17 protein-coding genes and 1 pseudogene are annotated in these 19,326 nt (G+C 66.8%); 6 read left to right on the top strand and 12 right to left on the bottom strand.

The window, feature by feature from the left end:
- Positions 1 to 25: 25 nt before the first annotated feature.
- Positions 26 to 319, bottom strand: a complete 294-nt coding sequence (locus ACFYXE_RS13110; protein ID WP_361175412.1) for a hypothetical protein — start codon at positions 317 to 319, stop codon at positions 26 to 28.
- A 138-nt stretch (positions 320 to 457) separates the two neighbouring features.
- Between ACFYXE_RS13110 and ACFYXE_RS13105 the strand changes: the two genes are divergently transcribed.
- On the top strand, positions 458 to 1,021 hold the full coding sequence (locus ACFYXE_RS13105) for a hypothetical protein (RefSeq protein ID WP_389311910.1): 564 nt from the start codon (positions 458 to 460) through the stop codon (positions 1,019 to 1,021).
- 18 nt (positions 1,022 to 1,039) lie between these two features.
- On the opposite strand, the gene ACFYXE_RS13100 is transcribed toward ACFYXE_RS13105, so the two are convergent.
- From ACFYXE_RS13100 to ACFYXE_RS13080, 5 genes are all read right to left on the bottom strand, one after another.
- Positions 1,040 to 2,050 (bottom strand): LLM class F420-dependent oxidoreductase, encoded by a 1,011-nt coding sequence (locus ACFYXE_RS13100; protein WP_389311908.1) that lies wholly within the window; start codon positions 2,048 to 2,050, stop codon positions 1,040 to 1,042.
- 117 nt (positions 2,051 to 2,167) lie between these two features.
- Entirely contained in the window at positions 2,168 to 3,034 is an 867-nt protein-coding gene (locus tag ACFYXE_RS13095; protein WP_389311906.1) for a hypothetical protein, read from the bottom strand.
- Between the two features lie 182 nt (positions 3,035 to 3,216).
- Positions 3,217 to 4,248 (bottom strand): N-acetylmuramoyl-L-alanine amidase, encoded by a 1,032-nt coding sequence (locus tag ACFYXE_RS13090; protein ID WP_389311904.1) that lies wholly within the window; start codon positions 4,246 to 4,248, stop codon positions 3,217 to 3,219.
- Between the two features lie 22 nt (positions 4,249 to 4,270).
- On the bottom strand, positions 4,271 to 4,921 hold the full coding sequence (locus tag ACFYXE_RS13085) for a class I SAM-dependent methyltransferase (RefSeq protein ID WP_389312551.1): 651 nt from the start codon (positions 4,919 to 4,921) through the stop codon (positions 4,271 to 4,273).
- A 252-nt stretch (positions 4,922 to 5,173) separates the two neighbouring features.
- Positions 5,174 to 6,922 carry an MFS transporter gene (locus ACFYXE_RS13080; protein WP_389311902.1) on the bottom strand — a complete coding sequence of 583 codons (1,749 nt, stop codon included), beginning with the start codon at positions 6,920 to 6,922 and terminating at the stop codon, positions 5,174 to 5,176.
- Between the two features lie 669 nt (positions 6,923 to 7,591).
- Here ACFYXE_RS13080 and ACFYXE_RS13075 point away from each other — a divergent pair.
- The 3 genes from ACFYXE_RS13075 to ACFYXE_RS13065 are packed head-to-tail and all read left to right on the top strand — an operon-like array spanning position 7,592 to position 11,821.
- Positions 7,592 to 8,320, top strand: coding sequence for an SAVMC3_10250 family protein (locus tag ACFYXE_RS13075; RefSeq protein WP_389311900.1), 729 nt, complete (start codon positions 7,592 to 7,594; stop codon positions 8,318 to 8,320).
- A 41-nt stretch (positions 8,321 to 8,361) separates the two neighbouring features.
- Complete coding sequence (locus ACFYXE_RS13070) at positions 8,362 to 10,473, top strand: AIPR family protein (RefSeq protein ID WP_389311898.1); 2,112 nt, start codon at positions 8,362 to 8,364, stop codon at positions 10,471 to 10,473.
- Positions 10,463 to 11,821 (top strand): protein kinase, encoded by a 1,359-nt coding sequence (locus tag ACFYXE_RS13065; protein ID WP_389311896.1) that lies wholly within the window; start codon positions 10,463 to 10,465, stop codon positions 11,819 to 11,821. The genes ACFYXE_RS13070 and ACFYXE_RS13065 overlap by 11 nt, the downstream gene beginning before the upstream one ends.
- A gap of 97 nt (positions 11,822 to 11,918) precedes the next feature.
- Here ACFYXE_RS13065 and ACFYXE_RS13060 read toward each other — a convergent pair.
- Positions 11,919 to 12,434, bottom strand: a pseudogene (locus tag ACFYXE_RS13060) (IS3 family transposase); the annotation flags it as partial.
- Between the two features lie 23 nt (positions 12,435 to 12,457).
- On the opposite strand from ACFYXE_RS13060, the gene ACFYXE_RS13055 reads away from it, so the two are divergent.
- The gene (locus ACFYXE_RS13055; protein WP_389311894.1) at positions 12,458 to 13,000 is read left to right on the top strand and encodes an SLATT domain-containing protein; all 543 of its coding nucleotides are present in this window, start codon (positions 12,458 to 12,460) and stop codon (positions 12,998 to 13,000) included.
- Between the two features lie 7 nt (positions 13,001 to 13,007).
- The gene (locus tag ACFYXE_RS13050) at positions 13,008 to 13,880 is read left to right on the top strand and encodes a nucleotidyltransferase (RefSeq protein ID WP_389311892.1); all 873 of its coding nucleotides are present in this window, start codon (positions 13,008 to 13,010) and stop codon (positions 13,878 to 13,880) included.
- 13 nt (positions 13,881 to 13,893) lie between these two features.
- Here ACFYXE_RS13050 and ACFYXE_RS13045 read toward each other — a convergent pair whose 3' ends face one another.
- The 5 genes from ACFYXE_RS13045 to ACFYXE_RS13025 all read right to left on the bottom strand — a co-directional run bounded on the left by ACFYXE_RS13045 (position 13,894) and on the right by ACFYXE_RS13025 (position 18,992).
- Positions 13,894 to 14,067, bottom strand: coding sequence for a hypothetical protein (locus ACFYXE_RS13045; protein ID WP_389311890.1), 174 nt, complete (start codon positions 14,065 to 14,067; stop codon positions 13,894 to 13,896).
- 185 nt (positions 14,068 to 14,252) lie between these two features.
- The gene (locus ACFYXE_RS13040) at positions 14,253 to 15,341 is read right to left on the bottom strand and encodes a hypothetical protein (RefSeq protein WP_389311888.1); all 1,089 of its coding nucleotides are present in this window, start codon (positions 15,339 to 15,341) and stop codon (positions 14,253 to 14,255) included.
- The gene (locus ACFYXE_RS13035; RefSeq protein WP_389311886.1) at positions 15,341 to 16,423 is read right to left on the bottom strand and encodes a TniB family NTP-binding protein; all 1,083 of its coding nucleotides are present in this window, start codon (positions 16,421 to 16,423) and stop codon (positions 15,341 to 15,343) included. The genes ACFYXE_RS13040 and ACFYXE_RS13035 overlap by 1 nt, the downstream gene beginning before the upstream one ends.
- 2 nt (positions 16,424 to 16,425) lie before the next feature.
- Positions 16,426 to 18,441, bottom strand: a complete 2,016-nt coding sequence (locus tag ACFYXE_RS13030; protein WP_389311884.1) for a Mu transposase C-terminal domain-containing protein — start codon at positions 18,439 to 18,441, stop codon at positions 16,426 to 16,428.
- Positions 18,441 to 18,992, bottom strand: coding sequence for a TnsA-like heteromeric transposase endonuclease subunit (locus ACFYXE_RS13025; RefSeq protein WP_389311882.1), 552 nt, complete (start codon positions 18,990 to 18,992; stop codon positions 18,441 to 18,443). Before ACFYXE_RS13025 ends, ACFYXE_RS13030 begins: the two co-directional genes overlap by 1 nt.
- Positions 18,993 to 19,326: the final 334 nt, after the last annotated feature.

The following is a 19,326-nucleotide window of genomic DNA, read 5'->3' as shown; positions in this document are numbered from 1 at the left end:
GTCGCAGCAGCCGTCCGTCGGCGGCTCAGTACCGGCGCAGCCGCCCGGCGAGCGCGTGGCCCACCAGGAGGTACACGATCGCCGCGAGGCCGTAGCCCGCGACGACCCTGGCCCATTCCTCGTCGAAGGTGAACAGGTCGTGCGACCAGCCGGCGAGCCACCGGGCCACGTCGTGCACGAGCTGCACGAGGTCGTTGGCGCGGTTCGCGTCGAGCAGGTACATGAGGATCCACAGGCCGAGAATGACGGCCATGATGTCGGCGACGAGCGCTATCACCCGTCCCGCCGTGCTGCCGTGGGATTGCCGTGTGGGAGACATAGGCCCCGGATACCCGCAGGGCCCCGTTGAAACCCGTACGGGCCCGCCCCGCTGGCGGGGCCGGGCGGGCCGGGTGAGGCTGCGGAAAGGACCGCGCTCTCCCGCGGGCCGTTCAGCTCTCGACTGGAGGCCGCTGCCGTGCTCAGCCCCGTATCCGTCCGCCGCGGCGGAGTCTGCCTCACGCTCTGCTGCACGTTGCTGGTCGGTGCGACGGCCTGCAACGACGACGATGCCGACAAGGACAAGGACAAGGCGGGTTCGGCCACGGCGACCGCCACCAGTTCCGCGGACCGGCAGAAGTTCGCCAAGACCCGCTTCGTCGCCAACGCGGGGCTCGCCGCGGGCGCGACCTACCAGTGGATCGTGAAGCCGTTTCGCGCGGGCAAGTTCAAGAGCGGTGCGGACGGCCGCAAGTTCGCCCTGATCAAGGCGGGTCTCGCGGGGGCGTTCACGTACAACAGGCTGAAGGCCGCGACGAAGAACGCCCAGGGCGACCCGACGCTCGCCAAGGCGGTGGCGCCGCTGAGCGCCGGCATCGAGGCGCTCAAGGACCTGCCGTCCAAGCTCCGCAAGGGCGACTCGACGGACTCGATCGTGAACTCCTTCGACGGCATCATCAACGACGTGAAGAGCGCGGGGAAGGACGCGGGCGCCGAGGTCAAGGACAAGGTGCCCTCGGCCGGGGAGCTGGCCAAGAACTGAGCCGGGCGCCCCGCGGACTCAGGAGTTGAGCTCGGCCAGGACCCGCAGGGTGTGCGGGTCCGGGGCCAGCACCAGGAGGTCCGTCACCGGTCCCTTGCGCCACAGGTCGAGGCGCTCGGCGATGCGGGCGCGCGGGCCCACCAGGGAGATCTCGTCGGCGAAGGCGTCCGGCACCGCGAGCACCGCCTCCTGCCTGCGCCCCGCAAGGAACAGCTCCTGGATCCGCCGGGCCTCGGCCTCGTACCCCATGCGCGCCATCAGGTCGGCGTGGAAGTTGCGCGCGGAGTGGCCCATGCCGCCGATGTAGAAGCCCAGCATGGCCTTGACGGGCAGCAGGCCCTCGGCGACGTCGTCGCAGACCCGGGCCCGGGCCATCGGGGCGATCAGGAAGTCCTCGGGGGCGTCGGCGAGCGAGGCCTCGTACACGTCCGTGCGCAGCGGCGACCAGTACAGCGGCAGCCAGCCGTCGGCGATCCGGGTCGTCTGCGCGATGTTCTTGGGGCCCTCGGCGCCGAGCAGCACCGGCAGGTCGGCCCGGAGCGGGTGGGTGATCGGCTTGAGCGGTTTGCCGAGACCGGTGCCGTCCTCGCCGGCATAGGGGTGGGCGTGGAAGCGGCCCGCCAGCTCCACCGGTCCCTCGCGCCGCAGGACCTGCCGGATCACCTCGACGTACTCGCGCGTCGCGGTCAGCGGCGACCTCGGGAACGGCCGCCCGTACCAGCCCTCCACCACCTGGGGTCCGGACAGGCCGAGGCCCAGCATCGTCCGGCCGCCGGAGAGGTGGTCGAGGGTGAGCGCGTGCATGGCGGTGGTGACCGGGGAGCGCGCGGCCATCTGCGCCACGGCGGTGCCGAGCCGGATCCGGGAGGTCTGCGCGGCGATCCAGGTCAGCGGCGTGAAGGCGTCCGACCCCCAGGCCTCCGCGGTCCACACCGAGTCGTAGCCGAGCCGTTCGGCCTCCTGGGCGAGGGCGACGTGGCCGGGGTCGGGGCCGCGCCCCCAGTAGCCGAGTGCGAGCCCGAGCCGCATGTGCCCTCCCAGTCGCCGAAGTTCTGACGGTCTGTCAGTTCCCGTCGGGTGGCGACTGTACGACAACGGCCCCCCGCCCGGAAGGGCGAGGGGCCGCGGTACCGCGCGTGCGGGGGATCAGCCGCGCTGGATCCCCGTGGTGTCCTGCAGCACGCCACGACGGCCGTCCTGCGTCTGGGCCACCAGGCCGGGGCCGCGCTGCTCGACGGCCAGGTACCAGGTGCCGGGCGCCAGTTCGGCGATCGGCGTGGGCGAGCCGTCCTCCGCGTACAGCGGACGCGGCACCGGCACGGCGAACCAGAACGGGGAGAAGTCGCCGGCCGGCTGCGCCTGGGCCGGCGGCGGGGTGTGCCCGCCCTGCGGCTGCGGCTGCGCGCCGCCGAAGGGCTGACCGCCCTGCGGCTGGCCGCCGCCGTACGGGGCGCCCGGCTGCGGCTGGCCCGCGCCGGCGCCCGGGTAGCCGTAGCCACCCTGCGGCTGACCGCCGTAGGGCTGCGGCGCGGCGGGCCGGGGGGCACCCATGAGCGGGGCCTTGAGGGCGGGGACGACCAGGGTCGCGACCGCGCCGGCGGCAAGCACCAGGGCGCCGATCAGACCGAGGATGAGGCCGACACCGGCGTCGGGGGAGTCTCCGCGGGCGCCGAGGGTGCTTTCGAAGAAGAAGCCGTAGGACTGGTCGGTGTCGAAGATCGCGCCGAGCGAGCTCCACGCGGCGGCGATGGTGAAGGCCACCCCGAGCTGACCGAGGTCCAGGCCCACGACCTTGCGCTGCTGCGGCAGGGCCCGGCCCACGACGATGAGCACGGCACCGATGATGCCGAGCAGGTACACGCTGAGCAGCAGGTTGCCGTTTTCCCAGGCGTTCGGCAGCTTCGAGCTGTCGCCGCCATCGGCGTCAAGGGTGTCGAGGAACGAGGCAATGAAGAGCAACACCGCTGCTCCGATCACCACGCCGTCGCCTCGAGTGAGGGATCGGAAATTCACTTCAGGTCCTTCGTCAGTCGTCTCGTCTGTGGAGGCGTCGCTGTCGCCGTAGTCGCGTTCGTGTCGCGGTGCGCGAAGCGCGGGGGTGGCCCCTCATCGTAGGGAGGACAATATCGTCCGGACCCGTGGGGTGTCTGCTCGGGATAAAGACGTCCACGCTTCGAAACGAAGACGTGTCCGCGCTATCCGCGCAGGAATCCCGCGATTCCCTCAGAAATGCCCTGAGCCGCCTTCTGCCGCCACGCGCCGCTCGTCAGCCGGGCCGCGTCCTTCGCGTCCCGCATGTTGCCGCACTCGATGAAAACCTTGGGGACGGTGGAGAGATTGAGGCCCCCGAGGTCCGAGCGGGTGTCGAGTCCGGTGCCCTTTCCGATGTAGTTCGAGGGGCGGCTGCCGGTCGCGCTCACGAAGTTCCCCGCGATGCGTTCGCCCAACTCCTTGGAGGGGGCGACGATTCCGGAGGTGTCGGCCCCGCCGGACCGCACCTTCGCGGGCATGATCACGTGGAAGCCGCGGTTGCCCGCGCCCGAGCCGTCGGCGTGGACGGAGACCACCGCGTCGGCGTGCGCCTTGTTGCCGATCCGGGCGCGCTCGTCCACGCACGGACCCCAGGGGCGGTCGCCGTCCTGGGTCAACGTGACGGTGGCGCCCTGCGCTTGGAGCAGGGTGCGCAGCCTGCGGGAGACGTCCAGGGTGAACTTCGCCTCGGTATAACCGTCGTTGGTGGACGTGCCGGTCGTGTCGCACTCCTTGCGGTTCGTGCCGATGTCGACCAGGCGGTTGATCTCCGTGGCGTGCCGGAAGTTGCCCGCGTTGTGGCCGGGGTCGATCACGACGACCTTGCCCTTGAGGGGGCCGCTCGCGGCGGGGCGGCCGGCGGGCGGCTTCGTAGTCGAATCGTTGTCGTCGTCGCCCCGGCCCTTGCCGCCCTTGTCGTCTTCATCCTTTTCGTCCCCCTTGTCCTCGCCGGGCTCGTCGCTGCCCGACGGGGAGGACGAGGAGGAGGCGGACGGCCGGTCCGACCCGGCGGACGCGCTCGGCGAGGCGGGCAGCGAGCGCGCGGGGCCCTCCCCGCCCGGCCCGCTGGTCGCCTGGTAGACGAGCCAGCCCGCCAGACACGTCGGCACCAGCGCCGCGACGGCCACCGTCAGCGGACGGCCGATGCTGCGCCTCGGGGGCTGGGAGGGATCGAATTCCGGACCTACGTACGACACGAGGGCGAGCCTATCGGCGGGGTCAGATCCCCGCTCCCGTTCGCCGCAGCACGCGCAGCGAGTCCACCGCGGAGACCTCGGTGAACGCGCCGGACCGGAGTGCCCTGAGGTACACGCGGTACGGCGCCTGCCCGGTCATGATGTCGACCGGGTCGGGGAACACGTCGTGGATGACGAGCAGTCCGCCCTCGGCGACGTGCGGCGCCCACCCCTCGTAGTCGGCGGTGGCGTGCTCGTCGGTGTGCCCGCCGTCGACGAAGACGAGGCCGAGCGCGCCGCCCCACGCCTTGGCGACCTGCGGCGAGCGCCCGACCACCGCGATCACGTGGTCCTCCAGGCCCGCCTTGTGCAGCGTGCGGCGGAAGGTGGGCAGCGTGTCCATCCGGCCGACCTCGGGGTCCACCGTCTGCGGGTCGTGGTACTCCCAGCCGGGCTGCTGTTCCTCGCTGCCGCGGTGGTGGTCGACGGTGATCGCGGTGACCCCGGCCTGCCGGGCGGCGTCCGCGAGCAGGATCGTGGAGCGCCCGCAGTACGTGCCGACCTCCAGGAGCGGCAGGCCGAGCGCGGCGGCCTCCGCCGCGGCCGCGTACAGGGCGAGCCCCTCCTCGCGCGGCATGAAGCCCTTGGCGGCCTCGAAGGCGGCGAGAATCTCCGGCTTGGGCGCGGCGGCCATGGCTTCCTCCGGGTCGTGCGCGGGTGGGGGTGGGCGCCCCATGATGCACGCCACCCCCGGCACCGGGGTGACGGGGGTGGCGCAGGGCGTCCCGCGCGGGTGGCGCGGCGCCGTCCGCGCGGGGCGGGCCGGCGTGTCCTACGGGGGTGGCAGGTGTGTCCTGCGGGGGCCAGCCCGCCCTGCGGGGCCAGCCCGCCCTGCGGGGCCGGTCTGTCCTGCGGGACCGGCCTGTCCTACGGGGTCGGGCGGAGGTCAGGCCGGGACGTCGGTCTCGTCCTGCGAGCCGGTGAGGGCCAGGTCGATCCGCACCGGCCGGTCGTCCCCGTGGTAGGCCGCCGCCGAGGCCCGCGGCGCGTGGCCCGTCGCGGTGGCCGCCAGCACGTAGGAGCCGTCGGCCGGGACGGCGAGGGCGTAGCGGCCCTCGTCGTCGGTGAGGGCGGCGCCCGCCTGCTTGCCGCGGCGGTCGATCAGCGTGACCTTGGCCCGCGCGACCGGCGCGCCGTCCGCGCCGTGCACCTGGCCGTGGAAGCCCGCGAGCACCTGGACCGCGCGCTCCAGGTTGGCGTCCTCCTCGCTGCTGGCCCGCAGCTGGGTGTGCGTGCTCGCCCGGCGCCGCGCGGAGGGGAGCATGAGGGCGAAGAGCAGGCCGATGACGACCGCGCCCGCGGCGATCAGGAACGAGACGCGGAAGCCGTGCATGGTGGGCACCGCGACCCCGCCGACGTGGTCGGCGGTGTTGGCGAGGACCATGCCGATCACGGCGCTGGACACCGAGGTGCCGATCGACCGCATCAGGGTGTTGAGGCCGTTGGCCGCGCCCGTCTCGGACGGGTCGACCGAGCCGATGATGAGGGCGGGCAGCGAGGAGTAGGCGAGGCCGATGCCCGCGCCCAGGAGCACCGCGATGACGACGGTCTGCCAGGCGGCGCTCATCAGGCCGAGGCCCGCGCCGTAGCCGATCGCGATGATCAGCATGCCGAGGATGAGGGTGACCTTGGGGCCGTACTTCGCCGACAGACGGGCGTAGACGGGGGCGGTGAACATCATCGTCAGGCCGAGCGGCATCACGCACAGGCCGGCCACGACCATCGACTGGCCCAGGCCGTAGCCGGTCGCCTTCGGCAGCTGCAGCAGCTGGGGCAGCACCAGCGAGACGGCGTAGAACGCGACGCCGACCATGATCGAGGCGAGGTTGGTGAAGAGGACCGAGCGGCGGGCCGTGGTGCGCAGGTCCACCAGCGGGGCCTTCATGCGCAGCTCCATCACGCCCCACAGGAGCAGGACGAGCGCGGCGGCGGCGAACAGGCCGAGCGTGAGCGGCGAGCTCCAGCCCCAGTCGCTGCCCTTGGTGATCGGCAGCAGGAAGAGGACCAGGCCCGCGGAGAGGCCGAGGGCGCCGAGCACGTCGAAGGTGCCCTCGGCGCGGACCGGGCTCTCGGGCACGAAGACGAGCGTGAGCAGGATCGAGACGACGCCGAGGCCCGCCGCGCCGAAGAAGAGGGCGTGCCAGTCGGCGTGCTGCGCGGTGAGCGCGGCGACGGGCAGGGCGAGGCCGCCGCCGACGCCGATGGAGGAGCTCATCAGGGCCATCGCGGAGGCCAGCTTCTCGCGGGGCAGCTCGTCGCGCATCAGGCCGATGCCGAGCGGGATGGCGCCCATGGCGAAGCCCTGCAGCGCGCGGCCCACGATCATCACGATCAGGTTGTCGGTGAAGCCGCAGACCAGCGAGCCGACGACCATCACGGCAAGGCTGCTGAGCAGCATCTTCCGCTTGCCGTAGAGGTCGCCGAGCCGACCCATGATCGGGGTGGAGACGGCGCCCGCGAGCAGGGTCGAGGTCATGACCCAGGTGGCGTTCGACGGCGAGGTGCTCAGCAGCTCGGGCAGGTCCTTGATGACCGGGACGAGCAGGGTCTGCATCACCGCGACGACGATGCCGGAGAAGGCGAGTACGGGGACGACTCCGCGTATGTCGCGAGGTTGGGTCGTCGACATCGACATTGCTTGGGGCCTCCGGGGAGGGGGAGAGAGTGCACGGCAGGGGTACGTGTAGCTCGAACCTGTTTCCCCGGGCGACTATTCCGACGGATGTCGTACCAGGGGAAGTCTTGACCTTCTGTTAACCGATTCGTCGATCGGGGTGCGGGGGTGCCGCCCCCTCCGGTCGGCGGTCCGGGGTGCTTCGGCCGGGCGGGCCGGGGTTGTCGTGTCCGACTGAAGATTGCGAGAGGTGAGCCGGCTGACCTGCGATTCGCAATCTTGGGCTGGACTGGCGAGTGCTGGGCTGTCTTGACATAGGTTGCATAATCGGCGGCCCGTTCACTCCGATGCGATGCGAGGCGGCTCTCGCGCTCGGTGCTCTGGCGAGACCGAGTTGCTCTCTGGGAGCCCACGGCAACTCGATACGCTGTGCATGCGTCGACCGCGCGTTCAGCACGGCCTCGATCACCCGCGCCGGAGCAACCTGGCGGTCCCCCGTGATGATGGACAGCTCGACCGACTTCGGGAATCACGCTTGACCAACGCACTCCATAAGAGAGACTGATCAGCTGAAGCGCAGGGCTGGGCGCTCGATCCAGCGCTCCAAGCTCAAGGAAGGTACGCGGCGGGCGAACCACGTGGAGCGTGGTTGCAGGATAGGTGTGTCCGGGATGATATCGGGGGGCAGAATTGCGTGAGTTTTTGTATCTGTCAGATGGAAAGCTGCGTCAGTTCCTTCCGGAGCCGCGGCGTTTCTCCCGGACCGGTGCCATCCGCCTGAACACTCCGGTGGGAGGCGTGGACGTCGAGGCGCCTGCGGCTGATGGCGAACGCGCCCGGCTGCAGCATCTGCAGCAGGTAGACAAGCACTTGGACAAGCAGGCGCTGTGGTTTACACAGCCGAATCTGCGTCCTGGGCAGTGGGTGTGGTTCGAGGCACCGTTGCGCTGCGTCACCCTGCGAGGCGAGTATCAGCACATGGTGCTCTTCGCCGATCCCGTACCGGGGGAAGAGCCAGAGTACGAACGTGCAACAGGCTGTCGGCTGCTGCTCCATGGTTCCGCCCGACATCTGATGGGATACACCCCAGTAACTGTCGAGGGGCTGCCGCTTGAGGGGATCGACGGCGGTTCCAGCATTGGGACAACCTTCCTTACTACTGCTGGACAGGTCGTGAGGGCATTGTCTCTCCAGCATGATTCTACGGAGACTGGCGTTCCCGCGCCGAGCACCGATCTGAGCGGCACAGGTGTCCGGGATTTGATAGCCGCCCTGGATGCCCGGCATGGTCCGGCGGGCAGTGCTGCGTGGATGTGTGGGTACGCACGTATGACGGTCGATCTGCCGGCGACCAGCGCCGTCACGCGATGTGTCGTAGCGAGTCCTCTGACTGTGGAGTACGCATACGAACAGCCGTAACGGGTTGCGGATGAAGGCATTGCTGGAGAGAAAGGGCCTACATGGAGAACGCTGCTGGAGCGATGCCGGTCCAGATGCGGTTCCTGCGTGACTACCTCACGCGTACATTCGCTTCCCTGATCGACATGGGCGACGTTGCACATGTCTCTGCGCACGCGCTGAGTACAGTGCTCCTTTCGCGTGCTCTGGCGGCTCAAGCGGTCGTCATCCTCACCGGCTGCAGTCCTGAGGCGGCTGCAGCCACTGTGACGGACGGCGCCGACGACCACGGAATCGACGCCGTCGCCTTCTCTGCAAACGGCTCCGACATCTGGTTCGTCCAGGCGAAATGGAGTGACAAAGGCAAGGTGATCCTGACAGAGCAGAATGCCCTCCAACTGGTCGCGGCACTAGGACGCCTAGCAGACCACCGTTACAGCGGAGCCAACCCCAGCATCCGTCGTCTGCTCAGCCGGATCGATGACGCCTTGAGCTCACCGCACTGCACGGTGCATCTGGCAGCGGCGTTGGCTGGGGACGGCCATCTCGCCAGGCAGGCTGAAGAGCGCCTGGCCCGGGTAGGGGAGGAGTTTGGCTTCGACGGCCGCACCCGGGTCAAGGTACACACGCTGGGCCTGGCCGACTTCTATTCCGCAGCCCGCCTCCACACCGCCCCGGTCCCGGTGAAGGTCACAGCGACTTTGACGGAAGGTTGGCACGCGATCCACACGCCATATCCGGCGTACATTGGAAGCGTTACTGCAGGTGAAGTCGCCGCATGGTACGAAAGCCACGGCGCTCGCCTTCTGGCTCCGCCTCTACGTCAGCGCGGCGCGGACCAGATCAACCAAGCGGAAATGACGCAACTGGTCACCGCACCTGACCTCTTCTGGTACTTCAACAATGGTGTCACTCTGCTGTGTGACTCAGTTGAAGCGCAGTACTTCGCCCGGCGGATGGAAGGGCAACCCGTTCGACTGGACTTGATCAACGCCCGCGTCATCAACGGAGCACAGACCGTCGCATCCGTAGCTCATGCGGTAACGCAGAACCCCGAAACTGCAAAGGATGCGCTTGTCTCATTGCGCGTCATTTGTGTGGACGACGCTCCAGAAAGCCTGGTCTCCCGGCTCACCCAAGTCTCCGAGGACGAGAAGCAGTCAGACCCGCTGGACAGGGTCGCGCTCGACCGGCAGCAGCGGCTTATTCGGGATGACTTCGCCGTCCAACTGAACAAGAACTACGTCTACAAGAAGGGTGCTGCAGCCCCCGTACCGAGCGTCGGCTGCTCCGTACAGGAAGCGGCCCTTGCTCTCGTCTGCGCCCACCCAGACACCTCGTTGGTTGCGCGGACGAGTGCCGACCCCGAGTACATTTGGCGTCCTTCCCCAGACGGTGCGTATACCCGCCTGTTCGGCAGGCCCCCCAGTGTTCAGCAGATATGGCAATCGGTGCTGCTGCGGCGGCAGGTGCAGAATGTACTCGCCAGTGTCGCCTTCACGGCGTCTGTGTCGCCGTGGGTGCGTGAGGTAGTCGAGCACGGCGACCTTCTGGTCGCCCACCTTGTCTTTCAAACCATAGGCTTGGAGACCCTTGAGGAGTGGGATCCGACTTCGGGCGAGCGCGAGGCGTGGGTCGAGGAATGGACCAAGGAGACCGTTATCCTCCTGGCCTCATCGGTGGAGCAGCTATTCGGACGGCAACTGTTCTTGGCTAGTGTGTTCACGGACGCATACAAGTGCCGAGCCCTCGCGGAATCAGTCACGCGAGCGCTCACCGGCGCACAACACCTGACCATTCGACCCACCCGCTCAAGGCGTCCCAACAGCGTCTCGGTCCTCGTCGAGCACGGCCGTATCGCAGACGGAACTCGCCTCGTCTACCGTCCCGGCAATCCAGTGGAAGAGCAAGCCATTGGTGAATGGCTGAGCGAAGATCCCGCCCGTTACCTCGCTACGTGGATCAACGACCGAAAGCGCCCCCTGATCTGGGAAGTGGACCAACAGGCCTATTCACCCAGCGGACTGGTCATGCATATCTGGCGCGAAGCCGAGTGGACCGATTCCCCCGTCGCGGTCCAAGGCCCCGCCCGTTGGGCTGTGCCTGGTGAGGGGACACTCGCCGACATTGCAGCACGCCTCATGCCCCAAGTAGGACATGACGGTGGCGCCTGACGTGGGGCCCATCGACGACCGCTATGAGCTACGCAACCTCATCGGACAGGGGACCATGGGACAGGTCTACCAAGCCTGGGACCTGCAGCTGAAACGCGCCGTAGCCATAAAGGTGATTAACCCAGAGCGGCTCACCGGGTCCGCCAATGGCCTCAAGCCTGACGACATCGCCGCCCGATTCTGCCGAGAGGCAGAACTGGGCGCCCGCTTCAGCCACCCCAACATCCCTGTACTCCTCGACGCGCAACTGCGCGGTAGCCCGAAAGACCTGTACATGGTCTGGGAACTGGTACTAGGCCAAGACCTGGGCCGGGTCCTGCACGAAGACGGGCGCCTGCCCGTGGCGAGGGCTCATTCGGTAGCGCTTCAGATCGCTGAGGTTTTCGACTGTCTGCACGCGGACCCCGTCATCCACCGAGACCTGAAACCAGCCAACATCATGCTGACCGATGCCTTAAAGGTGAAAGTTCTCGACCTCGGTGTGGCAGCGGTCTTTGGTGCCGCAAACCCTCGCCTAACCCAAGCCGGCCAACTGATGGGAACGGTCGCCTATATGGCACCAGAGCAATTTGGAGGCATCATCGTTCCCCAAACCGATCTCTACGCCCTGGGCTGCGTCCTATATGAAATGCTCACCGGGGAGCCCCCTTTCACGGGTGACTATGCGATCGTCATGGACGGGCACCGCTACCGCAGGCCTGTACCGATCCGGGATTTAAGACCAGACATTCCACTGGAAGTTGCCGAACTGGTCATGAATCTGCTCGCTAAGGACGTTTCCGACCGCCCCGCTACTGCCCGTGTCGTCCTCGACCAACTCGCATCATATTGTCCTTCCCCAGCGGCTGCTACGCAGCCGGAGCCACAGCGGCAACTCCTGGGCGGAGCAACCAGCCAGGGCCCCTCCAATCAAGGGGTGTCGGCGAAGACGCGCATGGGTCAAGCCCTTGCCCTCTTCGATAGCGGATTCTTCGGGCAAGCTCTACCTCTGTACAAGGAGCTCACCTCAGAACTGGCCGCTGCTGGGCCTGAACATGCACACGACGCGGTGGAATGCCGGGCTCAAGCCGCCTATTGCGACATGCGCCTTGGGAACCAGGAACAAGCCATCGCCGCCTACAGGGATCTCGCCTTAGAGCTCGACCAGTACGATTTTTCTGAGGTGTTGCGACTCCAAGTGCACGCGTACCTCGGCCTACTGCAAGAGTCATTGGGGCAAGCGGAAGACGCACTCAATACGCTAGCAAACCTCTATCCGCTTCTCTCGGCACGTCTGGGAAAAGATGCATCACAGACGTGCGATGTGCGCGCGGCACTCAACCGGCTCAGAAGCGTTTCCCACTCCTAGCGGAAGTAGTGACATCGGCCAAGATCGGGCCCATCCGCTCCACAGGTCAAGCCAGTTCAGATGACCTGCCCCACGGTTTGGGTTCCAGCTGCGATGGCTAACTGGCGGCGTGGATGGTGTCTTGTGCGGAGAGTAGTTCGTACTCGATGGGGGTGCGGTAGCCCAGTGCTGAATGTCGTCTATGGCGGTTATAGAAGATCTCGATGAACTCGAAGATCGCGTTGGTCAGTTCGACCCGGGTCTTCCAGCGCTTGCGGTTGAGCAGCTCGGTCTGAATGGAGGACCAGAACGACTCCATCATCGCGTTGTCCAGGCCGTCGCCGACGGTGCCGAACGACGGCAGGAGGCCGGCGGAGCGGATCCGTTCCCCGAAGACCCAGGAGGTGAACTGGGTTCCGTGATCGGCGTGAACGATCCTGCCCGGCTCGGGGCGGCGGTTGTGGATGGCCATGTCCAGCGCGTTGACCACGAGGGGGGAGTCCTGCCGTGAGCCGATAAACCAGCCCACGATCCTGCGGCTGAACGCGTCCAGGACCGCCGCGCAGTAGACTCATCCTTCCCTGGTGCGGTGCTGCGTGATGTCGGTGACCCACAACTCGTCGGGACGCAACCGACCCTTCCGACTAGCGTGTGCCCATGGAAGCGGATGGTGAGACCGACGACACCAGGCGTCGAAAGGCGATCGAGGCTGAGTTCAAGCGACTCGAAGAGAGTGCCATGTACAGCGCCCAGATGCAGTTCGAACAGACAAAGCAGTGGCGGGGTGTCAACCTCGGACTGGGCTTGCCCGCCAGCCTCCTTGCTGCAGTGGCTGGGACGACCGCATTGGTCGAGTCAACTGGCCGTGTAGCTGCTGGCATCCTGGCTCTTGCGTCAGCGGGCTTCGGGACCATCCTGACAACAGTGAACGCGTCCCATCGCATGAATCAAGCTGCAGCAGCGGCGAACGCGTACTTGGAGATCCAAACCGCCGCCCGACAGGCGCGGGAGATCGATCTCCCTACCTGGCCTCTCGACGAGGCTCGCAACGCTCTGGCCGAACTGACTGCGCGGCGAGATGAGCAGAACAAGACGGCCGAACCGCCGAATCGGCGGTCGTACCGGAGGGCAAAAGCCAACATCGACGCCGGTGGTCAGTCATACGTAGCGGACGAGAGCACACCCACGACAGGACAGTAGGCAGCTCATGGCACTTTCCGTAGACGCAGGATTTGACACCTTCTTCACGCGCCTGGTCCCCCTGGCTTCGCAGCGCGAGGCCGCAGCGAAACACAGGGCCAGCGTCGAGACTTCACTTAGCCAAGCGTTCGGTGTTCACCTCTTCCGTGAAATCGGCTCATCCTTCGGCCACGGAACCGGGGTACGTGGCTACTGCGACGTGGACCTACTCGTCAGCATCAAGGGGCCTCGGCCCAACAGTTCTGATACGGCGTTGGGTTGGGTGAAGTCAGCTCTTCAATCCAGCTTCCCGTACACCGAGGTTGTGGTTCGCAGGCCAACTGTGGTGGTCAAGTTCAAGCAAGGGACGGAGACCTGGGAGGTGCTACCTGGATTCATCACGACCCGTGGGGACCAGAAGACACCCGTGTACGACATCCCCGGGGCCGCGAGCGGGTGGATGGACACCGCCCCGACAGCGCACCTTGCTTACGTCAACGAGATCAACAAGTTGGACCATGTCGCGGGAGGTGCGAAGAAGCTGGCCCGATTGGCCAAGGCGTGGAAGTACTACAACAACGTCCCCGTCTCCTCTTTCTACTTGGAGATGCGGGCAGCGCAGTACGTATCGACGTTGTCATCTTTCGTCCCTGTCTGGGATATGTGTGGCTTGCTGGAGTATCTCCACAAGATCCAACTTGCGGCCATGAACGACCCCAGAGGGGCCGCCGGTAGATTCAGCGCCTATTCGACGCCAGCCAACGGGGTGATCGCCCTCTCCAAGCTGAGCACAGGTGCAGTACGCGCCCGTAAAGCCCTCGATGCTCATAAGAACAACGACCCAGCCACGGCCTTCTACTACCTCGATCTTCTTTTTGGCGGCAGGTTCCCGGCTCGCTGACAAGGCCTCGGTCCTACCGTCCAGCCACGATTAGCAGGACCGATGTGCAGTGGGTCTTGACCGACTCGCGGACGTTCCGGATCATGTCGCGGAGGTTCTTGCCCTGCGGGGTGCCGTAGTAGCCCAGGCGGTCCTCCTTCAGGCTCTCCAAGCCGTGCAGGCGCCGGGCTCTTACCAAGTACTCCACTCCCGGTCGGTGACGTTGATCGCAACGCCTTGAGAACCCCGCATCGGGTCCTGTTCCTCCGCTGGATAATCGAGACGACCTGACAGCTGGCGTCGCCGACTCTTCCGCCAAGCCTCCACCACCAGCTGCATGACGGCCAGGACACGGAGCTCCCGGCAGTAGCCGCAGTGTGCTGTGTGCGGAGGTCAGACGCCGAAGTAGTGCGGGTGGGGCGGCCGATGTGGATAGGTGGACACCCGGACGGGGTTCCAAGCGCGCCGGTAAACGGATGCGACATGGCGGTGCATGACGAGTGCGTCGACGGCCCGGCTGGTCGGGTCGAACTCGCGGGCGTGGCGTTGCTGAGTTCGGCGCGTGGCGGCGTGCAGAGATAGCTTGTAGAGGTGTGGGGTGCGGGTCGGTTTCCTGTCGGTGAAGAGACGGATGGGAGCGACGGGCGGGCGGCGGGAATTGGCGTCGGCCCAGTGGCTGATCGGGTCGTGCAGACGGTCCCGCTCGTAGGTGGGGTGGGCCAGGAGCTGCGCGATCTCCATGTCGAACTGGGTGCGGTCGGTCCACGTGCCTTGGGCTTGTAGGCGCCAGTGCGGGGAGGCCAGACGTGTTGCGAGGGAGATGGCCTCGGGATAGACGGCAGCGCAGAGCCTGGCGGTGGAGAAGGACGACTCTGATGTCCCCGGCGGGATGAGGATGTTGGCGCGCCGTACCCACTCATACCAGGCGCCGGAAGGTTCCTTAGAGGGGCGGGACCAGAGTTGCCCGCACATGAGGATCGCGGTGAGGACGGCGTCGTAGGTGACAGCCCAGCCAGCACGCTGGAGCAGCCGCAGGTGACGTCGTTGGGCGTGGGCGACTTCGGGTAGTTCGGTCAGCGACGTGGTGAGGTGGTCGACATCTGGTGGGCCGATCCAGATTTGGTGGCGGACACAGACGTAGCGGTGGTGTGGCAGTAGCTGAAGGACGGGTCCGCCGGGATGGCGCGCTGTGCAGATGTGGCAGGCGGGTTGCGGTTCATGCCGAAAGGCGTGCCAATCGGGTGCTGGTGTCCGAAGCTCGGGAAGGGCGCCAGCGAGCTGATGGAGGGAGCGCCCCGTGAGCATCACGAGCTGTGCTGGGATCAGTCGGCGGACGCTGCTTTGGGGCTTGATCGGTTGCGAGATCTGATCCCACAGCGTCCCGAAATCCATGCCGTGGATCCGTGCCAGCCGGGCGACGTAGGAGCCTGTGATCTCGTGGCGGACGGGCGGGACCGGGTCAGGCAGGCGGCGGATGACCATCAGGCCGCGCGCCTGCGTCGGATTGCGGGTTTGGCCGGTGCAGTGAGCTTCTCGGACTGTTCGGCGGCGTAGTCGATCGGGACGATGTTCAGGAAGTCTTCGGTGATGCGCTCGCTTCCGTCCTCGATGGCGAGGACGGAAGCGCCGCGGATGAGCTGGGAGAGGCTGCCGATCATTCCGCCGGTGCGGTGGAAGAGGTACTTGCTCAGGCTGGGGAGGGTTCCAGGCGGATGGTGGTGCAGCCTGAGCATGGATTCCAAGGTCTGGACCAACGCCTTCCAGGTGTCGCGGTCCTCGTTGGCGGCGTAGGAGAACGGGGACGCTGGGATGACTGTGAAGCGTCCGGCGATCTGTCGTCCTCGGGTGCCGGCGAACAGCCCTTGGGCCTCGACGTCGATGCCTACGTAGATGAAAGTGGCGGGCAGCCGCTCGGCGAAGTACTTGAGCTGGTCGGAGGCTTCGGCGCCGGTCCGACTGGCCAGGTTGAGGTTGTGTAGTTCGTCGATCAACACCAGGTCGACGTGGACGTGGGCGGCGGTCGCGCAGACTGCGTCGACGACGTCGGTGATGTTGGACCGTGCGGGGAAGGATAGGCCGAAGAACCGGGCGAACTCCACCGCGAGCAGTCGCGGGGTGGCCGCCGGCGGGACCGTTGCGTAGAGAACTGGCAGCCGGTTGCGGTCGCGAGGATGACGCCTGCGGACGGCGAGTTCATGGGCCCGCCCCAATTGGGACAGCGCGGTGGTCTTTCCGGTGCCCGAAGCGCCGCTGAGGATGACGCCACGGCGGGCAGAGATCTGCTGGCGGTTGAGCTGCACCAGCAGGCGGGAGGTGACGACGACCTTGCGGATGGTCGGGGTGTTCACCAGCGGGAGGTCGGCATGATACTCGCGGCGCAGGTCGTCCACACGCATCCGTTGCCGCTCGCTCAACGCTGCCCGCTCATCGGCCGATAAGAGAGCAGGAGGTATCGGTTCGTGTTCAACGAACTGTCGCCAGCCCTCCTTGGTAGTCAGCGGGCTGTCCGGCGGCAACCCCTGCTGTGCTTCTTCTCTGACCGGAGTCGTGGGAGGGACAGCCATGCTCAGAGCCACCTTTCGGCTTCCGCATGAGCGTCGAAGACACCGAAAGAGGCCACGGGGGCGAGCGGCTCGATCGTTGGGGGCATGTCGGGCTCAGGCTCGTTGGCAAGTGCGGGGATGGCGACCGCCGCTCGGGTTCGGTCCAACACGCGGACCGCGCGCTTGTCGGGGCCGTGCTCAGCCCGGCTCAGCAGCTCGTCCAGCACGCGGGCGACCACTTCTTCGTTGGTGTCGTCCAATCCGGCTTCGACGGCCAGGCGGCGTGCGTGCTGCCAGGTGAAGTCCGCGAACGGAGCGTTGATTAGCGGTAGTTGGATCCAGGGGGCGGTGATCCATCCGTGCTTGGTGCGTACGAACACTCGGGACAGGTCGTAGGGGTCGTAGTGCACCTCCCAGAGTCCGCGCTTGGCGACAATCCCGGAGGGCTGGCGCCGCCACGGCCCCAGGTCTGCGCAGTCGTAGGTGCGGTGGTCGATTCGGATTCCGTAGTCGTTGACCGCCCGCCAGGCAACCGGCAGCAGTTCCAGGTAGTCCTCACCATGCAAGACCAACGGCAGGTAGCCGCTGGCTGCCACCAGAGACGTATATTTGTCGTTCGGTGACATCGCTGCTTTGGGTCGGTAAGGATCGCGGAGGCTGTCATGAGGCCGCATCTGCCACCCGACGAGAAGCCACTCGTCCAGCAAGTCCTGGAGTTCGGGAATCGTCCAAGCCGCGTGCGCTTCCACCCGCTCGCCCCGGCGGGAGACGTTGGGGCCCGTGTAAGCGGCGACGTGCTGGCAGAACATGGTGTTGATCGCTGAGAAAGTCGCCTCCACGATGGCTTTGTCTGTAGGTGTGCGAGGACGTGCTCTTTGGACTGAGACGCCGAGTCGGTTGCAGGCACGGATGAAGGTTTCCGAGATGAAGACCTTCCCGCCATCGATGACGACAGTGTCCGGCACGATCACCGGTTTCGCGGCGGCCTGTTCCATCCGCGCGTCCACGTCCAGCAAGCGCCGGTGCGGCATCCTCGAAGCCGCCATCCGAAGCGACTTCGACCAGCCCGGCCGCATCGGTTCCGGCACCAGCATCCGGGCCAGCAGCAGCGAGGCGTCCACCGCCTTCGTGCCCATCGGCCGCAGCACGGCGGCGCAGATCGTGCGGGTGGCAACATCGACAGCGATCGTCAAATCCGCGCGGGCCGTCAGCCCAGAATCGAGCACCACCATCACGTCCAGCGGGGTGGAATCGATCTGCATCTGTTCCCCGGGACGGTCCGCGAACGTCGGAGTGAACGGGCCTTCAGGCCGGTTGGCCATCTGGCGGCGGGTGACGGCAGAACCGAAGGTGTGCCGGCCGATGGAAAGGACATCGACAAGCCGGTAGAACGTGCTCCTGCTGGGCAGCGGCACGGTACCTGGCCCGTGCACGTCCTCCAACATTTTGATCACTCGGCGTATCAGCCGTGACCGGGTGCCGGTCGAGGCAGCTGTCTCGTTGTCCATCACGTGGCGGATTGCATCGATCAGTCGTGCATCCGCTCGGCCCGTGGCCTCCCACTCACGAACCGTGCGTTGATCGACCAGCCCCCACAGTCCTTGACGTGCATAGCGAGCCCGCCTGCTCTGGACAGTACGGACGCCGATCCCCAACTCGTCTGCCTTCGCCGCATCACGCTCGGTCAGAGTCCGCTCCGCCGGGTCGTACTCCCGTCGCGGCCTTGTTCCCGGATCGGTCGCGGGCGGCAACCCAGTCTCGACCTCCACGACGTGACGTTCCCATTCCCGCGCGGCCGCCAGCACCGACTCCGGAAGGCTGTCCAACAGGCCGAACGGCTCGACAGCTGCCGGGGGTTCTGTTCCTGTGACCGCGAAGCCGGGGGAGGCCATCAGATACGAGGCCAGAACCACCGACTCCACCCCGTCCTGAGAGCGCAGCCGCACTGAAGTTCCAGCCAAGGCCACCACCTGGTGGTCGCCGTCTGCGTAGATGACCCAGTCACCGGGGCGCAGTACCGAAGCCCTCCCGCCAGCCATCACTGCACCGTTCCTGGTGACACCATCGCCGCGGCATGCAGCGGAGCCCTCACATCCACCGACAGGTCGTGGAGCCACAACAAGTGGAACAGCACCGGCAGCACGGTGATGAGATCTCCCGCCATCATGGCGCCGTCCATCAACGGGCGTGGTGCGGCGAATACCTTCCGCAACCCGGATGCGATCGGCTCCACCAGATGGCGCGGATGCCGATAGCCTGCCAGCCACTTCACATTCCTCACCAGGATCTCGTCCGGCGCCCCCACCAGGCGGAACTCCCACCCCACCTGATCGCAGGCCGCCCGCGTCGCCTCGAACTTCTCCAAGTCTCGAGGCTGGCGTCGCTCTGCCGGGCGGCAGTCGAGCACCACTGCGGAGCCGTCGTCCCGCCGTGCGAAGTAGTCCGGCACGTGCGAGAGGCCCTTGCCGTTTCCCGACATCCAGAACAGCCAGAACGGCTGTGACGACACCCCCACCACGGACGGGTCAAAGTCCAGCAGCATCACGTGATCACGCTCCAGCCAGGACTCGTACCCGATGTGTCCGCCCACCGTCGATGACCACCACAGCCCTGGTAGATGCCGCTGCCCTTTTTATGACTTGAACGCGCGTACCGGCGCGACGCCCTCGAACTGCACTGACCACACATCGGCCAGCGGTCGCTGGAACTCCGACCCGTCCGGCTCGATGTACCCGACCTCGAATCCGCCAGAAGGCGGCCCTTCTGCGCCGTCGGCCAGCACGCGTAACTCAGCTTCCACGGGTGGTCTAACGCCAGGTCCGCTCGCAAGGTAACGCGGGACCTCGCAAGATCCCTCGAAACCTGTGCCCGGACTTCGCAGAGTTCAGCGAGACAAGACAGGGGTGCTCCGCTGAGCCGGACCG

It is taken from the genome of Streptomyces sp. NPDC002564 (assembly GCF_042889645.1).
GTDB lineage: Bacteria > Actinomycetota > Actinomycetes > Streptomycetales > Streptomycetaceae > Streptomyces.
This window is presented reverse-complemented; position numbering and strand designations above follow the sequence as displayed.